Below are 18,586 nucleotides of genomic sequence, written 5' to 3' on the forward strand. Positions count from 1 at the left end.
ATCGCCAACACTCAACGTGACAACGAATTCCTTCGGCCTGGGCATGCCACGGCCTCCTCCCGATCAAGTATCAATCGAGAACAGCCAACCAGCCATACCCACTACATTAGACGCGACACGCTACTAGTGTCACTGGCGTGCGGACGTCAGCCGGCGGCTAGCAGCGGGTCGAGCGTGCGAGCGCGCTCCTTCGCGGACTCCAGGCCCGCGACGGCCAGCCAGTTGCCGAGCATCCGGTAGCCGTCCTCCGTGAGCACCGACTCCGGGTGGAACTGCACACCGAAAATCGGGGCCTCACGGTGGCGGAGTCCCATGATCACGCCGCCGGGCGTGCGCGCGGTCACGATGAGCTCGTCGGGCACGGTGTCGTCGACGACGGCGAGCGAGTGATACCGCGTGGCGGTGAAGCCCTGCCGCACGTCCTCATAGAACGACGATCCGTCGTGTTCCACGATCGACGTCTTGCCGTGCATCAGTTCCTCCGCGTTCGTCACGGTGGCTCCGAACGCCTCCGCGATCGCCTGATGACCGAGGCAGACGCCCAGCAGCGGGATTCCGGATGCAAGCGCCGCCTTGACCATATCGATCGACACGCCCGCGTCGGCCGGTGTTCCGGGCCCGGGCGACAGCAGCACGGCGTCGTAGTCCTTCAGAACCTGAGGCACGTCATCCGCCTCGATAGCGTCGTTGCGCACCACATCGGTCTGCGCACCCAGTTCGCGCAGGTATCCGTTCAGCGTGTAGACGAAGCTGTCGTAGTTGTCGATCACGAGCACTCGGGTCATGTCGCAACCGTCCCTTCCTCATTGCCCTGCAAAAGACTATCGACCCACGGGAACACCCAGGTGACCAGGCAATAGAGCACGACTGCCACCAGCACGACCAGAATCAGTACGCGCAGCCAGACCGGACCCGGCAACACCCGCCACAGCGCGCCGTACATCAGCTGCCCCCCACTTCGGATGCGATCGCCGCCGGAGGACCGGCGGAAAGCGGCTGCCACGACTCGAACACCCCGAACGCGGCGATGCGTTCCTGGGCGTGGTACGGCGGGTTGCACGTCGTCATCGTGATGTATCTGTCGGAGGCTCGAGCACCCTGCACCTGCGGCACCGAGTACAGCACCTGCACCGCGTTCGGCGAGATGTACTCCATGTTGCGGAACCGGTACGTGTAGTAGCCGTCCTTGGTCTGGATGTAGATGGCATCGCCGACCTGCAGCTTCGACACATCGATGAACGTGTTGCCATAGCCGGTGTCGTGCGCGGCGATGGCGAAGTTGCCCACCTCACCGGGCATCGCCGTACCCGGGTAGTGCCCAACACCGGCGTTGTAGCTGTTCAGGACAGACTCGACGTCGACCGTCTCGCGGATCGTCCTCTTCCAGTCCGCACCGAACCGGGGCACGTAGATCACGGCGAACGGCTGCGCCGCGCCCGGCGCCTTCATCACCGGCGGCGGTCCATAGCCGGCGGTCTTCGTACCGTCTGCCGAATCGTTAGGGGTCGCGACCGGTGTCGGGGTGGGGGTCGGAGCGCCTTTCGCCTCGTCGAGGAACTTCTTGCTCTGCTGCGCGGCGGCGCTGTTCTGCTGCGCGGCGAGCACGCTGGACTGCCACCAGGTCTGCCATCCGATGAAGAGCAGCACGAGCACGCCCGCAGTGACGAGCAGCTCGCCGGTCACCCCTACGACGGACACCTTGTGGCGTCGCTTCGGCCGGGTCGCAGGATTCCTGCGCCCAGCGGAGTCGTCGCGATCGGTCACGAGTCCGGAGTCTAATGGCGTGCGCTCTGCACGCGCCGAGTAGTGGTCACCTTCATTTGCCGCTCACCGGAATCCCGATCCTCTCCCCGGTAAGATAAGCCGCACTATGGCTTCCAAGACCCGCACCAAGCGTTCCTCCCGGCCGGCCAACGAAGCCCGGTCGAACGACGACGCACCGAACCCGGTATGGTTCCTGCCGGTCATGCTCGGCTTCATGATCATCGGACTGCTGTGGATCGTGGTGTTCTACGTCAGCGGCAGCCAGTACCCGATCCCGCAGCTCGGCGCCTGGAACATCCTGATCGGCTTCGCGATTGCGTTCGTCGGGTTCCTCATGACCACCCGCTGGCGTTAGCACGACCTTTCTAGTCGGCCGTCCAATTACACGGGTGTAATTATCCCCCTGTGGGTAAGCCTGTGGATAACTCTGGTGCAGAGGTCCAGGGTCAGGCGCCGGCGAAGACGTGCCAGCTGCCGGCGAGCACCAGCAGCACACCCAGTACGATCAGCAGCACCACTTGAAGCGGGCGCCGTGATCGCGCGCGCGTCTGCGTGTAGATGAGACCGACCAGCGCTCCACCTACCAGGCCACCGACGTGTGCCTGCCAGGCGATGCTGAATCCGGGCAGAAAGCTGATCACGAGGTTGATGCCCACGAGCACGAGCAACTGGGTGATGGGTCCGCCCAGGTGACGCTGGATGATCAGCAGCGCCGCCATCATGCCGAAGATCGCGCCGGATGCGCCGACCACCGGCTGCACCGGTGAGTCGAGCACGTAGACCCCCACAGAGCCTGCGATCGCGCTCAGTACGAAAAGCGCCGCATACCGCGCCCTGCCCAGCATCGGCTCGAGCACCATGCCGAAGATCCACAGCGTGTACATGTTGAGCGCGATGTGCAGGATGTTCGCGTGCACGAACGCGGTGGTGATCATGCGCCACGGCTCGAAGGATGCGAGTACCGCCCCCTGGGAGGTCTGCACGACCGCACCGCTCGGGTATCCGTAGATCCCGGCGTACCAGAGCGATGACGTCATCGGCCCGTTGCCCAGCCCGGTCACCCACTGCGCGATGAACACCAGGATGCAGATCCCGATGATGACGTAGGTGACAGTCGGCTGCCTCGGCCCGGTGAACCGGGTGAGGAACGCGGACTTGGTGCGGGGTGCCATCGCGCGCTGCTGCCTCATGCACTCAGGGCAGATGAATCCGACCGGCGCCGGCGTCTGGCATTGGCCGCAGATGGCGCGCCCGCAGCGCTGGCAGCGCACGTAGGTCGGCCGGTCCGGATGCCGGTAGCAGACGAGCGCAGACGGCTCCCCTGGTGTGGTCGGTTGCGACACGCTGTGCTCGGTGAAGGTCGGTGTGCGCGGGCCGGCGCGGCGAGCTACGCCTGCTCGACGGAGATCGACTCGATGACGACGTCGTCGAGCGGGCGATCGCGGGAATCCGTGGGAACACCGGCGAGCTTGTCGACGATGCGCCGCGACTCGTCGTCGGCGACCTCACCGAAGATGGTGTGCTTGCCCTGGAGCCACGTGGTCGGCCCGACGGTGATGAAGAACTGGGAACCGTTGGTGCCGCGGCCGCCCTGGATGCCTGCATTCGCCATGGCCAGCATGTACGGCTGCGTGAAGTCGAGGTCAGGGCTGATCTCGTCGTCGAACCGGTAGCCGGGGCCGCCGGTGCCTGTGCCCAACGGGTCGCCGCCCTGGATCATGAAGCCCGGGATGATGCGGTGGAAGATCACGCCGTCATAGAGGTTGTCGGAGCGCGATTCACCCGTGCCGGGATCGGTCCACTCCTGCTCGCCCGTGGCGAGGCCGACGAAGTTGCGAACCGTCTTCGGTGCGTGATTGCCGTACAGGTTGACGGCGATGTCGCCGTAGTTGGTGTGCAGGGTGGCCACCGCGGTGTGCTTCGACATGCGCCCAATTCTTGCATAGCGGTTCCTGGCGTCCGCTGGCAGGTTCTGTCCACCCCCTGGCCGCGGAGCGTTTCGGTGGCAAGATGGAGGAACGCAAGTACGACCGGGTGGAGGAACCGTGAGTCTGTCACGCAAGCGCCAGAAGGAACTCAACCGGCTTCGCGCTGAAGCCCTCGATCTGTGGGACGCACAGCAGCAGGTGCTGGGTCGCGCGAACTCGGTGGCCCAGAAGGCCGGCCAGCAAGCTGCGAGCTACACCCGCGAGGAGGTCGCCCCCCGCGTTCGCGAGGGGTACGACCAGTACGTGCGCCCGGTCACGCGCGCCGCAGGCGACGTGATCGGCAATACCGTTGTCCCGGCGGTCGGCACCGTTCTCGGCACCGCCCTCAGTGTTGCCGACGTCGCGCACGACACCAGAGTTCAGGCCGCTGTGAAGCGTTTGCAGGGCGCGAAGCGCGAGCTCACCAAGCCTGCGAAGTCCGGTCCCGGGTTCGGCACCTATCTCGCGCTCGCTCTCGGCGCCGCCGCCGTGATCGGGGTCGTCTACGCCGTCTGGCAGACCTTCCGCGCAGACGACGAACTGTGGGTCGCCGAAGACGACTCCACCGAGCCGCCGGTGGCGGAGTAGCCTCCGCTCACTCGATCAGCCCGGCGAAGCGAAGGCCGATCTCGACGAGCGATACCCTTCGCAGAGCCGGGATCTCCTCGAGCCGGAACCAGCGCGCCTCATCGGTTGAGCCATCCGCCTCGTTGGTGAGCGAACCCGCAACCACGTGGGCGCGGTAGACGATCCGCAGCGCCTGGAGCGCGCCGAGACCCGAGTTTCGCTGCTCCTCCGGGATGACGTGCGAGTGCACGCCGATCAGCTCGTCCAGTTCCGCGTCGTATCCGGTCTCCTCACGCACCTCCCGAACGGCGGCATCCGCCGGATCTTCGCCGGACTCGAGGCCCCCGCCCGGAAGCGTCCAGCCGCTGCGCCCGTGCTCATTCCAGTGCGCGAGCAGCACCCTGGAGCCGTCGGCGATGACCGCGTAGGCGGCGACCCGGATGTCCATGCAGACACCCTACGTCGGCAGTCCCTTTGTGCCGTCTCACCTGCGATGATCGCTACGTGACCCCAGCACCCGACAACACCGTGCTCCCGTCCGAAGACGCCCTCGTCGGGCTCGGGTTCGACACGCCCCATGATGTGAGCACCGCCGAGGTGAGGCCCGGTGGTGCGATCGCCGGGATCATCGGTGTCTGTGTGGGGTTCGGTGCTCTGGTCGGAGTCGGCGTCGGAGGGGTGATGGCGCTGTGGTCGGCCCTGTTCGGCGGCGCCGGCCTGGCCGCGTTCGACTGGATCCTGGCCCTGCCCTGAGGCGTGAACTACTCGGCAGCCGCCGGCGCCGTCCAGTCAAGCGTGCCGTTGCGGATGTCGGCGCACACGTCGGCCAGCCACGCGGCTTCCGCATCGAGCATCCGGAGTCGGTACTCGTCTTCGAGGAGATAGATGCGGTCGACCGTCGCTCGGGTGAGCTGGGCGCGCTGGGATTCTCGTTCCGCATCGACATCTGACGAACGCTCGGCGATCAGGCGCGCCGCCGACTCGGGGGTGACCATCGCCAGGACCGACAGCGCTGCGGGGAAGCGCGGGAACTCGTCGGCGAGCCCGGTGATCAGAGCGGACAACCACTCGACAGCGGCGTGACGACCGTCGGCGGTGATGGCGTAGACCCGTCGTTCGGGATAGTTCTCGGCTGTAGCGGGACTGTCGGTCTGTTCGACCAGGCCGTGGTCCACCAGCCGAGCGATGATCTGGTGCAGACTGGTGCGTTGCCGAACGTTCACGACCTTGTCTTTGCCGCGATCCTTGATCAGCTTCTGCATGCGATAGACGTGCATCGGCTCTTCGAGCAGCATCGCCAGAACGATCAGGCCCAGCGCAGAGGGCCGCAGAGCCGAGGTACGCGGTCTCGGGTCATCGGCACGTGCCATGCTGTTCTCCTCGACTCATCGAACCGGAACTCCCAACACGCGATCCACGGCCTTTCTCACGGAGTCGGCGTCCGCGTGTTCCTCGTCCGCCAGCCAGGCGACGTACCCGTCCGGCCGGATCAGGGCCGCCACGGTGTCGTGCGGCAGAACGTCTCTGCCCACCGGTTGCACCGCGATGCCGCGCGAGTGCATCTTTTGTTCCCACTCTTCCGCATCAGAGGCCACGGCGAGTACGAATCTATCGCCCGTCACGTCAAGGATGCTCGTGCGCCGTTCCTTGTCGATCCACCGGTGCGGCATGCGGGCACCTGCCGCGGCGACATCCGCTACGACGCCTGCGAAGGGCGCCGCCGAGACGTCTCCCACGATCGCGGACGACCGGTATCGCTGGCCGAACGTGCACACGATGTCGTCGACGTCGTGATCGATTCCGCCGCTGAATCGGGCCGTCTGCCGCCTGACGGTGAGATCGGCCAGCGCCAGGGCGACAGGTCGGCGCTCGTCCTCGTAGGTGTTCAGAAGGCTCGGATCCGCTCGCCCATCCAGCACGGCGGCAAGCTTCCAGGCGAGGTTGTGCGCATCCTGGATGCCCGAGTTCGCGCCCATCGCACCAGCAGGCGGCCAGACGTGCGCCGCGTCGCCGACGAGGAACGCGCATCCCTGCCGGTACCGCTCCGCCACGCCAACGGCCTGCTGCCATGGCGTCACGTCGATCACGTCGACCTCTCGCTCAGAGTCGCCGAGCGCGTCACGGATGATCGTGGTGCACTTCTCTGCGTCGAAGGACGTCAGCGGTGTGGTCGCCGGGTCGTAGGTCACGCCGATGCTCCACCTGCCCGGTCGAGCCGTGGTCGTCAGCGACGCGAAGCCGAGTTGCTCGTTGAGCACGATCCAGAACAATGCCCGCTTCTCGACAAGGTCGGCTAGCTCAGCGTCGAACACGATGCTGACCCAGTGCCGCACCTCGGCCGGGCCGTCTCGTCGAATGCCCAACGCCTCGCGAAGGCCACTTGCATATCCGTCTGCCGCGATGAGGTAGTCGCAAGACACGCGCCGCATAGCGCCGCTCCCCAGGCTCCGCAACGTCGCCGTCGCGCCATCCGCGCGCACCTCGATCTGCTCGGCGATGGTTCCGCGTTCGATGATCGCGCCCAGCTCGCGCGCCCGACGGCTGAGCACGGGCTCCACGGTGTTCTGATCCGCCATCACGAAAGAGGAAGGGCTGATCGTGGCCAAGCGCGGGTCGGGCTCCGGGTCGTACAGCCACTCCCACGGGCCGGCCAGAGATGCACACCGAGCGACACCCGCTTCGCCGGCGAACGGCGCCGAGAGCGCCTCCACCTCTTCGTGGATGCCGACCGTGCGATACAGCTCCATGGTCCGCTGGTTGACGCCACGGGCACGCCCCTGCACGCTTACGCCGTCGTGGCGGTCCACCATCAGGGCCTGCACGCCGTTTTGCGCCAGGAAGAGCGCCATGGCTGTGCCCGCATATCCGCCACCCACGATCAGTACCGGCACGTGGATGGCGGGCTCGCCCTGTTCATTGTTGGTCTGCTCGTTCATGCTTCTAGTTATAACATCACTAGTGTGTATATGACTAGAGCGGATGCAGCGACTTCAGGCATGAACGTCGCACGAGCACCCGGTGGGGCCAGACCACGATACGGACAGCGGCAGAGAATGAACGGGCACCTGGCAGCACGCACGCCCAAAGATGCGGAACACGCAGACGTCGCCTTGCCGCCAACGCAGGCGAGCGACGGTCAGAACTGTGGAGCCTAGGAGAATCGAACTCCTGACTTCCTGCTTGCAAATTGGCGAAAGTAGGATTTCTGGGTTCTCAATAGCTTCGTACTTCCCCATGAAGTCATGGGTTCTTAGTATCCACCCGACACACCGCGACACAGTGATGTGTATACCAATGTGTATAGATGTGAGACTCTCTACTCGTGCCCAAATCGCGTTCGCATGGTGACGGGGCGTTGTACGAGACGACGCATCAGGGGCGCCCCGTGTGGCGGGGCGTGATCGACGTCGGATTTACCGAGGATGGCCGGCGCAAGCAGCGTGCGGTGCAGGGGAAGACGAAGTCGGAAGTGCAAGCAAAGCTCGCACGGATGAAGCGGGAGCGAGACAGCCTGGGCCGGGTACTGGACCGGGCAACTCGGTTCGAGGACGCCGCCGCGGCATGGCTGGAGGAAGTCGCCCAATCCAGCCGGCCGAAGACGTTCAGCAACTATCGCTCGCAATTGCGGATGAACGTGAACCCTGCTCTCGGACGAAAGGTCACCGCGGACCTTACGCCGGGGGATATCCGGCGGATGCATGCGACGATCCGTGCCCGCGGTGGCGGCGACGCGAATGTCGCGGCAGCGCACCGAGTGGCGGTGTCCGTCTTGGAGTGGTGCCGCAGGGAGCGGATGATCAGCGAGAACGTCGCGTCGCTGGTGCCGCCGAAGCGGACCAAGGCGGGCAAAGCGAGAGGATCCCTGACTCGCGAAGAAGCCCGGGCCCTGCTCGAGCTAGAGGATCCGCGGTGGACATTGAGCCTGCTCACCGGGATGCGCTCTGGAGAAGCGCTCGGATTACGGATCGAAGAGCTGGACTTCGAAAAGGCTTGCGCGTGGGTGAGCTGGGAACGCACCGATGCAGTGTTCCGACATGGATGCGGTACCCCAACGGGAAGAAGGGACGAGAAGGGCCGTCTCGCGTACCCGTGTGGTCGCAAGAGCGCGGGCACCTGCCCGCTACGGGAGTTCGACCTTGCCGCCGATTTGGAGTTCATACGGTTGCAGGGCCGGCACGTCTTGGTACGGCCGAAAAACCACATCGCCCGCGAAGTCCCGCTACGGCCTGAAGTAGTCGACCAGCTCCGGGCACATCTTGCCACTGACGGCACGAACCCTCACGGTCTGGTGTGGCATCGACCCGACGGTGTGCCGATGACGAACTCCGAGGACAACGCAGCACTACGGGCGGCACTGTTGCGGGCAGGAATTGACCGGCCCGACGCGAGCACGCACTGGCTGCGGCACTCCTACACGACCTTGTCTGAGCATGCTGGCATCCCGCACGCCGCGTACGCCGGAGTCAGCGGCCACAACTCCGAGCAAGCATCCGATCCCTACCGGCACGCTCTTACCACCGAAGGCCGCCGCGCCGTCGACGCCCTCGCGGAATGGCTTCGGAGCTAGGGGCAAGCTACCGGCAGACCCGGGCATTGCGTTGAGCCCGCCGGCAGCTCGGCCCGAGCATTCACGGATGCGGCAGGTGCTCCGGCCTCGTCGGTAACGTTTCAACGAACCGCTCCAGCTCCGACACCAAATACAGCGGCTTCGTTCCAGAGAAGTGCGGCGTCACGTCACCCAGGCGCACATGCTGACGCAGCCGAGTGGGGCTTAGCCCGAGGGCCTCCGCAGCCGTGTTGTGATCCATCGCCACTGTCGTGAACGGCCGCTCGTTCGGCTCTGCGGTCCTCGCGCTCATGACAGCGCCCCAAGGAAACGAGACGTTGGCGGGAGCCGACGCCTCGTCGCCGTGACTCCCGCAGCCGCGTCGTCGGGCAGGTTGACGGAGGTGCCACACAACGCCTTCGCTCCACGCCGAACGACCTCGGCCAGCGGCGAGTTCGTCGTCGTCGTGAGGGTCCACCCCTCGTCGACCAGCCAGAGCGCAAGCTCCACGCCTCTGGCCTTCTCTTCGCTTGTGAGGACCTGTAGGTCGGTGGAGAGCAGCACCACCGTGCGGGTGCCCTCCTTCGTGACCAAGTCCACCAATTCCGCTCTCATTACTCCCTCTCCCCTTGATCGATTGCCGATCGTTTTTGATTGCCTTCCGGCGGAGAGAGCGAAGGGAGTGGAGGGGTGTGCAGTGCCGGGACCGTGGAATACCGGACCGGCACCGAAGGGGACGGGAGGATATGCCGCGAAAGCCCTGCACGGAACGCCCCGGAGCGAACTACGATCGCGCAGCGGAAAGGCAAGCAGGACCCGACAAGCACTGCGCCGCCCTCCGTGGCGGCTCCACTGAGGTGCGTCGGCGGATGCCTTCATGAAGGAGATGATTCGTTGATCCGGGCTCACGGCACCAACAATGTCCGCTCCGGACTGGCCGAAATCCTGGCCTTGCGGCGCTCGGGCAACACGTTCGGTCCGTGCCGGTCGCTACCCGAAGCGCAGGACATTGCAGGGCGAGCGCAGGAGAGCGCGCGCTGCTCAGGGCTGGGCGGCAGCGCTAACGATCCCACCAAACCGACCGGCACTATTAGCGTGCCCGGCGTAGTTGCCGGGTTCGAAGCACGCTCATCTGGATGCGCAGTTTCCGCAATGTGCCAAAGAATGGCGCGACCGCATATTCACCGGCCGCTCTGCAATGATTTCAGCGATCGTCTTCGAGGATCATGCCGACGGAGGTGGCGCAGGCGTCTCCCTTCCATGCCTCAATGCCTTCGCGGATGGCGAATCCGGCGATCACGAGTCCGGCGACGGCGTCCAGCCACCACCAGCCGAGGATCACGTTGGCGAGGAGACCGATCAGGACCGCGGCGGACAGGTAGGTGCAGATCAGAGTCTGCCTGGAGTCGGCAACAGCGGTCGCTGAGCCGACTTCACGTCCGGCGCGACGTTCGGCATAGGACAGCACCGGCATCAGCACGACGCTGAGTGCGGTGAGGATGATCCCGATCGTGCTGTGCTGCGGTTCGATGCGGGCAAACAATGCCAGCACGGACGTGACAGTGACGTAGCAGGCGAGTGCGAAGAACGCGATCGCGATCACCCGCAGCACCGGCTTCTCCCACCGCTCGGGATCCCGTCGGGTGAACTGCCACGCCACCGCTGCCGCGGAGAGCACTTCGATGGTCGAATCCAGCCCGAACGCGACCAGGGCGGCTGAGGACGCGACGGCGCCGGCTGCGATCGCGACGATCGCCTCGAGGAGGTTGTACCCGATCGTCACGCCGACGATCAACCGGATGCGGCGATGCAACAACTCCGCGCGGCCAGCAGCGGTATTCGCGGTCATTGGTGATGCGGCCCTTCCTCGGCGGTTTCAGTGGTGGGTGGAGTGTTCGTGCCGGGCGTGGCTAGGGGGTTCGAATTGGAACGTGGAGTGTTCGATGCTGACGTCGAAGTGCTCGGCGACGCAGTCTTGTAGCCGGTCGAGCAGGCCCGGGAGCTGGCCGTTCTGGAACGCGTCCGCGGTGACGATGACGTGTGCGGTCAGCACGGGGAGGCCGGTGGCGATCAGCGACGCGTGCAGATCGTGCACATCCTTTACTTCGGGCATCTCGAGCATATGCCGGCGCACGCTGTCCAGGTCGAGGCCCGGTGGAGTGGACTCCAGCAGCACGCTGGTGGTTTCCCGCAACAGCTTGAAGGCACGCGGGATGATCAGGACACCGATCAGCATCGCGGCGATGGCGTCCGCGCCGCGCCAGCCTGTGGTGGCGATCAGGATGGCGGCGACGATCACGGCTACCGAGCCGAGGGTATCGTTCAGCACCTCGAGGAACGCTGCTCGAAGGTTGAAGTTCTCGGCGCGACTGGAGGTCAAGACCGCCAGCGATGCGATGTTTCCCACCAGGCCGATGACACCGAAGATCAGCAGCTCAGTGGAGGGGATCTCCGGCGGTGCCACCAACCGTTGCACGCCCTCAACGATCACGAAAACACCGACCGCGAGGAGGACGACAGTCTGCGCGGACGCGGCCAGCACCTCCGCCCGTCGGTATCCCCAGGTGCGTTTGACCGATGCCGGGCGTGTGCTCAGATGTGATGCGACGAGGGCCATCACCAGGCCTCCGACATCGGTGAGCATGTGGCCGGCGTCCACGAGAAGTGCCAGGGACCCGGTGAGGATCGTGCCGACGACTTCGGCCAGCAGAATCGTCGACGTGATGCTCAACGCGATCGCCAACCGGACGCGGTGCCGCTTCGCCGTCACGCCGAACCCTTCAATCGAGGAGGCGTGGTCGTGTCCAGTCATCTCGGCCTGCCCGTTCGTGCGCGCCGGGATTACGCCGCTCTCATTCACCACAATACATCATCACTTTCACATATGTGAATGTTTAGGGGAATTGTGGGCGTGATGAGAATCGTTCTCGCGCGGTCTGGTTCAATTGATCCATGACGGCGCAGAAGCTCCTCCTGGACGCGGCCGCTGCTGCCGACCTCGCCGAAGTCCTACAGGGACTCGCCTCTCCGACGCGTCTGATGATCCTGGCGCATCTCCGGCGAGAACCCATCGGGGTGACAGCCCTTGCCCGAGACCTCGGCATCAGCCAGGCCACGTTGTCCAACCACCTCCGCGTACTCCGGCACGCGAAACTCGTCGAAGGAAACCGCGACGGCCGATCGGTGACGTACTCGCTCTATGACGACCACGTGGCCTCATTCATCGATCAGGCCATCATTCACCTCGGCCACACACACCAGTAGCAGCTAACCCCCGAAGAGCTCTCCCAGCCAGCTACCACGGCGTCGGCCACTGCCGTACTGCTGCGAACCGTGCTCCCCACCGCGGGAACCATGCCCCGACCCGTGCCCGTCATAGCCGCTTCCCGGACGGTAAGCGTCCGTCTCCTGCGCGAGAGATCGTTCCAGGATCTTGTCGAGCTCACCACGATCCAGCCACACCCCACAGCAATCGGGGCAGTAGTCATGGGTTTCCCCTCGTAGCGTGGAGACATCGCTTAAGTGAGGTGGAGCGGTGGGTAGGTATCGGAAGTTCGATGAGGACTTCAGGCAGGGTGCGGTGCGGATCGTTGAGGAGACCGGGAAGCCGATCGCGCAGGTCGCTCGGGATCTGGGGGTCAACGACGGGACGTTGGGGAACTGGGTTGCCAAGGCGCGGCATGCCCGTGATGACGGGAGTGCTCCGCTGACCGAGTCGGAGCGGTCTGAACTGGCCCGGTTGCGGAAAGAGAACACGGAGCTGCGGATGCAGCGTGATGTCCTCAAACGATCGGTCGCCCTCTGGGTGGAAGAGGCGATGGGTCGGCAGTCCTAGCCGACCGGATCACTGCCGAGAGGGCGCTGCATCACATTCCGGTGCAGGTGGCGTGCCGGGCGTTGGGGGTGTCCCCGGCCTGGTATTACAAGTGGCGGTTCGGGGACTCCTCGCTGCAGCACGCTCGCCGCGCCCAGTTGTGTGTGGCGATCCGTCGCTTGTTCGCGAAGCATCACGGCAGGTACGGGTCACCGCGGATCACCGCGGACCTGAAGGATGAGGGTTGGCGGGTGAGCGAGAACACGGTCGCGCACCTGATGACCGGGCTGGGGTTAGCTGCCCGACGGAAACGGCGGCGGAAGCACACCACCCGTCAGGGACGCGCCAGGTGGCGGGCACCTGATCTGATCAACCGGGATTTCGGCACGGACCGGGTGAATCACAAGTGGTACGGCGATGGGACCGAGATCGTCACCGGTGAGGGGAAACTGTATCTGGACAGTGTGTTGGACATGGCCGCCAGACGCATCATCGGGTTCGCGATGGGTGAGCATCACGACGAGCCCCTGGCCGAGGCGGCGTTGCAGATGGCGGTCGCTGTCCGCGGCGGTCGGGAAGCGATCACCGGGGTGATCCTGCACACCGATCAGGGCAGCGAATACACCGCCAGAGCGTTCCGTGCCGCGTGCGCACGCATTCAGGGGATCACCCAGTCGATGGGCAGACCCGGATCAGGGCTGGATAACGCGGTGAGATCGTCACCGGTGAGGGGAAACTGTATCTGGACAGTGTGTTGGACATGGCCGCCAGACGCATCATCGGGTTCGCGATGGGTGAGCATCACGACGAGCCCCTGGCCGAGGCGGCGTTGCAGATGGCGGTCGCTGTCCGGGCGGTCGGGAAGCGATCACCGGGGTGATCCTGCACACCGATCAGGGCAGCGAATACACCGCCAGAGCGTTCCGTGCCGCGTGCGCACGCATTCAGGGGATCACCCAGTCGATGGGCAGACCCGGATCAGGGCTGGATAACGCGGTGATCGAGTCCTGGCACTCCACCCTGGAGTTCGAGCTGCGGTCTCTGGAACACTTCGACGCCCGGCTCCAGGCGCGCAGAGCCGTCGCCGCGTGGATCGAGGACTACAACACTGAACGGCGTCACTCCGCGCTCGGGATGCGCTCCCCGATCCAGGCCGAGCACGATCTCGCTGCCCGTTCTGCTGCGTGACCGGGGGCCCATCGAGCTGCACGCGGATCTTCCCGTCCGGAGATTGTGGCGTCGTCCTCGCCGAGTGTCCAGGCCAAGCCCTCCGGGCGGGGCCTTCGGCCCCGGCCTGGACACCGGCTCCGGGCGACACTCACCGTCAACAACCGGGAGGACCCGACAAAATCAGGTCTCCACGGTTCCAGGGGATTGACAGTCAATCTCGATCCCGGTGCGATCCGCGAGGCCCAGGGTTGCGCCATCTATCGGGCATTTCATCATTCGGGCTCCCTTCGTTGACGGCCGAGCGTAGGAAGACTGCCTGGGATTCCACTGATCCAACCCCAGCGAGAACCACGCTGCGCTTACGGGCAAGGGAAGGCGATGCTGAACCGCCCCTTCCTCCCATAGGAGGTCATCGGACGGGAATGGGACGCCACGACCGCCAGCTACCGCTTCTTTCGGCCCCTGCTCGCACAGCCCGACATTGTATTGAGTATCGTGATTTGATACCTATGCCGAGGCAGCGGCCACTCCGACCGCAGTAACGAACGTCAGACGGTGACGAGCAAGGATGCGAGCAAATCCAGTGCGCCGGGCACGATGGAGTAGTAGGCCCAGGTTGCGCGCTTTTCCCTGTGGAAGATGCCCGCGTCGACGAGCACTTTGAGGTGATGTGAGACGGTGGGTTGGCTGAGTCCGAGGGGTTCCGTCAGGTCGCAGACGCACGCTTCGCCGTCCGCGTGTGCCGCGACCATCGAGATGAGGCGGAGGCGTGCTGGGTCGGCTATCGCCTTCAACGCTCGGGCGAGCTTCTCCGCGTTCTGGGCATCCAGTGGTTCGCGTACCAGGGGCGCGCAGCACGCGGTGACATCTGTCACGGGGAGTAGTTCTGCGAGCGGCATGGTCTGATTGTCCCACAAATATTGACATTGATCGATGCTTTCCGTCATACTCAACATCGATGAACGTCAATGTTCGGAGAGATACGGGTGGGCCCGCCACTGCTGTGCGCCTGAGTGTGACGGATCGCTTTTTGCCGGCATGGACTCTTGCGGCGATGGCGGCCGGTCTCGTGTTGGCGGTCTTGGCACCCGGGGTCGGACGGTTCTTGCAGTCGATGCAGATCGCTTCGATCAGTGGCCCGATTGCGATCGGCCTGTTGGTGATGATGTATCCGGTGCTGGCCAAGGTGCGGTATTCGGATGCGCCGGCGGCGGCCCGTGACCGGCGGTTGCTCGTGTCGTCGTTGGTGATGAACTGGCTGGTAGGGCCAGCGTTGATGTTCGGGTTGGCGTGGCTATTCCTGCCCGATCTTCCGGAGTACCGGACGGGGCTGATCATTGTCGGGTTGGCTCGGTGTATCGCGATGGTGCTGATCTGGAATGACTTGGCCTGCGGCGATCGGGAGGCGGGTGCCTTTCTCGTCGCGGTGAACTCGCTGTTCCAGGTTGCGGCGTTCGGGGCGCTCGGCTGGTTCTATCTCCAGGTTCTGCCGACGTGGCTGGGGCTGCCGACCACCAGTGCGAGCTTCTCCTTCTGGGCGATCATCGCGAGCGTTCTCGTCTTCTTGGGCGTCCCGCTGTTGGCCGGGTTCTTGTCCCGCCGGATCGGGGAGGCGACCGCCGGCAGGGCGTGGTACGAGAACCAGTTCCTGCCGAAAGTGGAGCCGTTCGCGCTCTATGGGCTGCTGTTCACGATCGTGATGTTGTTCGCGCTTCAGGGAGGCCAGGTGATCGCGCACCCGTTGGATGTCGCGCGCATCACGCTGCCGCTGCTCGCCTACTTCGCACTCACCTTCGCGCTCGGCTTCGCGATCGGCAAGCTGGTCGGGCTCGGTTATGCGCGCACCGCGACGCTGGCGTTCACGGCGGCAGGGAACAACTTCGAGTTGGCGATCGCCGTCGCGATAGGCACCTTCGGCGCTGACAGCGGTCAGGCTCTCGCCGGAATCGTCGGACCGTTGATCGAGGTGCCCGCCCTGGTCACCCTCGTCTATGTCGCCCTGTGGCTGCGCCCCCGAATCTTCCCTGCGACCATCACACCCGATCCGGCGACCGAGCCGGCCCGCTCCTGAAGGAGAACACGATGATTAACCAGCCGACCGTGCTGTTCGTCTGTGTGCATAACGCCGGCCGGTCGCAGATGGCCGCCGGCTACATGAAGGCTCTTTCGGGTGGTGCCGTCGACGTGTTCTCCGGCGGCTCGGAGCCGGGCGAGACGATCAACCCCATCGCCGTGCAAGCGATGTCCGAAGACGGCATCGACATCACCGGCACCGTCCCGCAGCTGCTGACGACCAAGCAGGTCAAGGACTCGGATGTCGTCATCACGATGGGATGCGGCGACGCGTGCCCGATCTTCCCCGGCAAACGGTACGAAGACTGGGAACTGACCGACCCGGCCGGGCTCCCGATCGAGCAGGTACGCCCGATCCGGGACGCGATCAAAGCGCGCGTGCAGGCTCTGCTGGCCGAACTGCATCCGGACACCATCAACGTCTGAAGCCTGATCCGAAGGAGTTCGCATGTCTCTCACCCTGACCGTCCCACCCCGAACGGATGCTCCGCGACTGGCCGGGCTTCCGGTCGCCGTGATCGGCGCGGGCCCCGTCGGCCTCGCAGCGGCCGCGCACCTTCTCGAACGAGGCGTCGAGGTCGTCGTCTATGAGGCGGGTCCGAGTGCCGGAACCGCGATCCTCGCCTGGGGACACACCCGCCTGTTCTCACCCTGGCGGTACGTGACCGATGCTGCCAGTGTGCGGCTTCTGGAGAAGACCGGCTCGCAGCAACCGCCGGCAACGGAACTCCCCACCGGAACCGAACTGGTCGAGCAGTACGTCACTCCATTGGCCGCCACCCCCGAGCTGGCATCCCGGATCTTCTACAACACGCGGGTCAAGGCCGTGTCACGGCAAGGCATGGACCGCACCCGCTCCACCGGCCGCGCGGACACCCCGTTCCTGCTGCGCCTCGCGGCCCCGGGCGGAACAACCGAGCGGTTGGCGAGGGCGGTGATCGACGCCTCCGGCACCTACTCCACTCCGAACACCCTGAACGCATCCGGTCTCCCGCTGACCTCCGGTGCTGAAACCGCAGCGGTGATCAGCCATGCACTGCCCGACGTGCTCGGAACCGAGCGGGACCGCTTCGCCGGCAAGCACACCCTCGTGGTCGGTGCCGGTCACTCGGCTGCGAACACCCTTCTGAAGCTGGCCGAGCTGGCCCGCCAGGTGCCCGGCACCACGATCACCTGGGCGATCCGCGGCAATGACCCGGTCCGCGTGTACGGGTCGAACGATGACGCCCTCGAGGCGCGCGGAAAACTCGGCAGCGTCACACACGACCTCGTGCGTTACGGAGCAGTCGCCCTCATCGACCGGTTCGAGATCGATGACCTGCGCCCACTCGATAGCGGCCGCGTGTCCGTTCTCGGCCGGCGCGCGGGAGAGCCGGCCACGATCAAGGCCGATGTCGTCGTCAACGCCACCGGCTTCCGGCCCGACATCGACATGCTGCGGGAGATCCGACTCGGTTTGGATGACGTCGTGGAGGCGCCCCGGCTGCTGGCACCGCTGATCGATCCGAACCTGCATAGCTGCGGCACCGTCCCACCGCACGGCGTTACCGAACTCACGCATCCCGAGCCGAACTTCTTCCTCGCCGGCATGAAGTCCTACGGCCGTGCTCCGACATTCCTCCTCCTGACCGGATACGAACAGGTACGCTCCATCGCCGCCGAACTCGCAGGCGACCACCAATCCGCGCGAGACGTCCAACTCGTGCTGCCGGAAATAGGCGTCTGCTCCACCGACACCGCGGAGACATTCGCCTGCTGCGGATCGCCCGCCGCCGGCGGCTGCTCCTGAAACTCAACGCCAGGCGACGACGGCCGGGAAGGCTGCGGTCATCGCAACATGCGTGTTTCCAGTGCTTCCACGATCTGCTCGACGGTCGGGAGGCCCGCCAATCCATTGCGCGTCACATACACGCGGCAGGCGAGGTCGGTCGTCTGTCCTTCGTTCGGGAAGAGGTCGTCACCGTCGAGCGTGATCGTCGGCGAGCCGGCGAACGGCACCTGAGCTGCTTCTTCTCGGGTTTGCACGAGTCGGCCGGTGACGGCGGTGCTGGTGTCGCCGCGTCGCGCCAACGCCTCGCGAACTCGAGCTTCGGCCTGTTCCCAGTTCGGGCACTCGTCGATGTGCAGCACTTCGATGATCACCTACCCATTGTGCGCCCGGCGGCACTTCCGATCTCGTATGCCAACGGTCCCGCTGAAGGAGCTGAACGTGCCCAGTCGATAGCCCGACCGTCCCGCAACTGCGGACCGAGCCGACGCGCTCAGCATCCGCCGGTGTGCATACGACCACTCTGTGTCGACATCGACGTCAACGAGGGACATGCCGCATTGATGCACTGTTCGTCAGTCGCGGTCGTGGGCCGGGACCGGTGTCACGGTGAAGCTGTCGAGGTTGCGCAGAGCACCCCGAACACGTTGCCCGGCGTTTTCGGCGACGTGTCCGGCCTCGTGCAGTGTCAGCGCGTCGGTTTCGATGGTGGCCGCCCCGGTGAGGCGGTGCCCGATCCAGCGCAGCTGGAGCGTCTGAACTGAAGTGACTCCGGTGGTGTGTTCCAGAGCGTGCTCGGCCTTGTCGAGAAGGTGCGGGTCGATTCCGTCTATCAGTCGTCGACCGATCTGCTTCACGGTTCCCCACAGCAGGATCAGGATCGAGATGGCGATCAGCAAACTGGTTACGGCTCAAGG

General features: G+C 65.3%; 25 protein-coding genes and 1 pseudogene. 11 read left to right on the top strand and 15 right to left on the bottom strand.

Annotated features, from left to right (window positions below; genetic code table 11):
* Window positions 1-146: 146 nt before the first annotated feature.
* Genes ACYVII_RS14440 through ACYVII_RS14450 form a run of 3 tightly spaced genes read right to left on the bottom strand, consistent with a single transcriptional unit; the run spans window position 147 to window position 1,764 of the window.
* A complete protein-coding gene (locus tag ACYVII_RS14440; RefSeq protein WP_460536283.1) occupies window positions 147-785 on the bottom strand; it encodes an anthranilate synthase component II in 639 nt (212 codons plus the stop codon).
* A complete protein-coding gene (locus ACYVII_RS14445; protein ID WP_460536285.1) occupies window positions 782-943 on the bottom strand; it encodes a hypothetical protein in 162 nt (53 codons plus the stop codon). Before ACYVII_RS14445 ends, ACYVII_RS14440 begins: the two co-directional genes overlap by 4 nt.
* Window positions 943-1,764 (bottom strand): class E sortase, encoded by an 822-nt coding sequence (locus ACYVII_RS14450; protein WP_460536287.1) that lies wholly within the window; start codon window positions 1,762-1,764, stop codon window positions 943-945. Before ACYVII_RS14450 ends, ACYVII_RS14445 begins: the two co-directional genes overlap by 1 nt.
* A 106-nt stretch (window positions 1,765-1,870) precedes the next feature.
* Between ACYVII_RS14450 and ACYVII_RS14455 the strand changes: the two genes are divergently transcribed.
* Window positions 1,871-2,119, top strand: coding sequence for a cell division protein CrgA (locus ACYVII_RS14455; protein ID WP_440293848.1), 249 nt, complete (start codon window positions 1,871-1,873; stop codon window positions 2,117-2,119).
* 91 nt (window positions 2,120-2,210) lie between these two features.
* Here ACYVII_RS14455 and ACYVII_RS14460 read toward each other — a convergent pair whose 3' ends face one another.
* On the bottom strand, window positions 2,211-2,954 hold the full coding sequence (locus tag ACYVII_RS14460; RefSeq protein WP_460536289.1) for a rhomboid family intramembrane serine protease: 744 nt from the start codon (window positions 2,952-2,954) through the stop codon (window positions 2,211-2,213).
* A 197-nt stretch (window positions 2,955-3,151) separates the two neighbouring features.
* The gene (locus tag ACYVII_RS14465) at window positions 3,152-3,691 is read right to left on the bottom strand and encodes a peptidylprolyl isomerase (RefSeq protein WP_460536292.1); all 540 of its coding nucleotides are present in this window, start codon (window positions 3,689-3,691) and stop codon (window positions 3,152-3,154) included.
* A gap of 118 nt (window positions 3,692-3,809) precedes the next feature.
* Here ACYVII_RS14465 and ACYVII_RS14470 point away from each other — a divergent pair, with 118 nt between their 5' ends.
* The gene (locus ACYVII_RS14470) at window positions 3,810-4,319 is read left to right on the top strand and encodes a DNA helicase (protein ID WP_460536294.1); all 510 of its coding nucleotides are present in this window, start codon (window positions 3,810-3,812) and stop codon (window positions 4,317-4,319) included.
* 7 nt (window positions 4,320-4,326) lie between these two features.
* Here ACYVII_RS14470 and ACYVII_RS14475 read toward each other — a convergent pair whose 3' ends face one another.
* Window positions 4,327-4,746 (bottom strand): NUDIX hydrolase, encoded by a 420-nt coding sequence (locus ACYVII_RS14475; RefSeq protein ID WP_460536297.1) that lies wholly within the window; start codon window positions 4,744-4,746, stop codon window positions 4,327-4,329.
* A 56-nt stretch (window positions 4,747-4,802) separates the two neighbouring features.
* Here ACYVII_RS14475 and ACYVII_RS14480 point away from each other — a divergent pair, with 56 nt between their 5' ends.
* A complete protein-coding gene (locus tag ACYVII_RS14480) occupies window positions 4,803-5,051 on the top strand; it encodes a hypothetical protein (protein ID WP_460536299.1) in 249 nt (82 codons plus the stop codon).
* A gap of 8 nt (window positions 5,052-5,059) precedes the next feature.
* Here the strand turns inward: ACYVII_RS14480 and ACYVII_RS14485 are convergent, their stop codons facing one another.
* Both ACYVII_RS14485 and ACYVII_RS14490 read right to left on the bottom strand, forming a co-directional pair.
* Window positions 5,060-5,668, bottom strand: a complete 609-nt coding sequence (locus ACYVII_RS14485) for a PadR family transcriptional regulator (RefSeq protein ID WP_460536301.1) — start codon at window positions 5,666-5,668, stop codon at window positions 5,060-5,062.
* 15 nt (window positions 5,669-5,683) lie between these two features.
* On the bottom strand, window positions 5,684-7,234 hold the full coding sequence (locus ACYVII_RS14490) for a Rossmann-fold NAD(P)-binding domain-containing protein (protein WP_460536303.1): 1,551 nt from the start codon (window positions 7,232-7,234) through the stop codon (window positions 5,684-5,686).
* Between the two features lie 461 nt (window positions 7,235-7,695).
* Here ACYVII_RS14490 and ACYVII_RS14495 point away from each other — a divergent pair, with 461 nt between their 5' ends.
* Window positions 7,696-8,865 carry a tyrosine-type recombinase/integrase gene (locus ACYVII_RS14495; RefSeq protein WP_460536305.1) on the top strand — a complete coding sequence of 390 codons (1,170 nt, stop codon included), beginning with the start codon at window positions 7,696-7,698 and terminating at the stop codon, window positions 8,863-8,865.
* A 288-nt stretch (window positions 8,866-9,153) separates the two neighbouring features.
* On the opposite strand, the gene ACYVII_RS14500 is transcribed toward ACYVII_RS14495, so the two are convergent.
* The 3 genes from ACYVII_RS14500 to ACYVII_RS14510 form a co-directional block, all read right to left on the bottom strand.
* Window positions 9,154-9,459 carry a hypothetical protein gene (locus ACYVII_RS14500; protein ID WP_440292557.1) on the bottom strand — a complete coding sequence of 102 codons (306 nt, stop codon included), beginning with the start codon at window positions 9,457-9,459 and terminating at the stop codon, window positions 9,154-9,156.
* 589 nt (window positions 9,460-10,048) lie between these two features.
* Complete coding sequence (locus ACYVII_RS14505) at window positions 10,049-10,693, bottom strand: cation diffusion facilitator family transporter (RefSeq protein WP_460536307.1); 645 nt, start codon at window positions 10,691-10,693, stop codon at window positions 10,049-10,051.
* Between the two features lie 27 nt (window positions 10,694-10,720).
* Window positions 10,721-11,656 (bottom strand): cation diffusion facilitator family transporter, encoded by a 936-nt coding sequence (locus tag ACYVII_RS14510; protein WP_460536309.1) that lies wholly within the window; start codon window positions 11,654-11,656, stop codon window positions 10,721-10,723.
* 140 nt (window positions 11,657-11,796) lie between these two features.
* On the opposite strand from ACYVII_RS14510, the gene ACYVII_RS14515 reads away from it, so the two are divergent.
* Entirely contained in the window at window positions 11,797-12,108 is a 312-nt protein-coding gene (locus tag ACYVII_RS14515; protein WP_460536311.1) for an ArsR/SmtB family transcription factor, read from the top strand.
* Window positions 12,109-12,111: 3 nt separating this feature from the next.
* On the opposite strand, the gene ACYVII_RS14520 is transcribed toward ACYVII_RS14515, so the two are convergent.
* Complete coding sequence (locus ACYVII_RS14520; protein WP_460536314.1) at window positions 12,112-12,486, bottom strand: TFIIB-type zinc ribbon-containing protein; 375 nt, start codon at window positions 12,484-12,486, stop codon at window positions 12,112-12,114.
* Between ACYVII_RS14520 and ACYVII_RS14525 the strand changes: the two genes are divergently transcribed.
* The 3 genes and pseudogenes from ACYVII_RS14525 to ACYVII_RS14535 all read left to right on the top strand — a co-directional run bounded on the left by ACYVII_RS14525 (window position 12,380) and on the right by ACYVII_RS14535 (window position 13,846).
* A complete protein-coding gene (locus tag ACYVII_RS14525) occupies window positions 12,380-12,679 on the top strand; it encodes a transposase (RefSeq protein ID WP_460536316.1) in 300 nt (99 codons plus the stop codon). The genes ACYVII_RS14520 and ACYVII_RS14525 overlap by 107 nt on opposite strands.
* A 26-nt stretch (window positions 12,680-12,705) precedes the next feature.
* Window positions 12,706-13,359: pseudogene (locus tag ACYVII_RS14530) on the top strand (IS3 family transposase); the annotation flags it as partial.
* 175 nt (window positions 13,360-13,534) lie between these two features.
* Window positions 13,535-13,846, top strand: a complete 312-nt coding sequence (locus ACYVII_RS14535; RefSeq protein WP_460536319.1) for a transposase — start codon at window positions 13,535-13,537, stop codon at window positions 13,844-13,846.
* A gap of 530 nt (window positions 13,847-14,376) precedes the next feature.
* Here ACYVII_RS14535 and ACYVII_RS14540 read toward each other — a convergent pair.
* Complete coding sequence (locus ACYVII_RS14540; protein WP_460536320.1) at window positions 14,377-14,727, bottom strand: metalloregulator ArsR/SmtB family transcription factor; 351 nt, start codon at window positions 14,725-14,727, stop codon at window positions 14,377-14,379.
* Between the two features lie 59 nt (window positions 14,728-14,786).
* On the opposite strand from ACYVII_RS14540, the gene arsB reads away from it, so the two are divergent.
* Genes arsB through ACYVII_RS14555 form a run of 3 tightly spaced genes read left to right on the top strand, consistent with a single transcriptional unit; the run spans window position 14,787 to window position 17,690 of the window.
* Window positions 14,787-15,899 carry an ACR3 family arsenite efflux transporter gene (arsB, locus tag ACYVII_RS14545; RefSeq protein ID WP_460536323.1) on the top strand — a complete coding sequence of 371 codons (1,113 nt, stop codon included), beginning with the start codon at window positions 14,787-14,789 and terminating at the stop codon, window positions 15,897-15,899.
* A gap of 11 nt (window positions 15,900-15,910) precedes the next feature.
* Window positions 15,911-16,327 carry an arsenate reductase ArsC gene (locus ACYVII_RS14550; RefSeq protein ID WP_460536326.1) on the top strand — a complete coding sequence of 139 codons (417 nt, stop codon included), beginning with the start codon at window positions 15,911-15,913 and terminating at the stop codon, window positions 16,325-16,327.
* Window positions 16,328-16,349: 22 nt separating this feature from the next.
* Window positions 16,350-17,690, top strand: coding sequence for an NAD(P)/FAD-dependent oxidoreductase (locus ACYVII_RS14555; RefSeq protein ID WP_460536328.1), 1,341 nt, complete (start codon window positions 16,350-16,352; stop codon window positions 17,688-17,690).
* Window positions 17,691-17,728: 38 nt separating this feature from the next.
* Here ACYVII_RS14555 and ACYVII_RS14560 read toward each other — a convergent pair whose 3' ends face one another.
* Together ACYVII_RS14560 and ACYVII_RS14565 are read right to left on the bottom strand one after the other, a co-directional pair.
* Window positions 17,729-18,043 (bottom strand): DF family (seleno)protein, encoded by a 315-nt coding sequence (locus tag ACYVII_RS14560; protein ID WP_460536330.1) that lies wholly within the window; start codon window positions 18,041-18,043, stop codon window positions 17,729-17,731.
* 201 nt (window positions 18,044-18,244) lie between these two features.
* The gene (locus ACYVII_RS14565) at window positions 18,245-18,568 is read right to left on the bottom strand and encodes a cation diffusion facilitator family transporter (protein WP_460536332.1); all 324 of its coding nucleotides are present in this window, start codon (window positions 18,566-18,568) and stop codon (window positions 18,245-18,247) included.
* Window positions 18,569-18,586: the final 18 nt, after the last annotated feature.

Source organism: Humibacter ginsengiterrae, assembly GCF_054780115.1.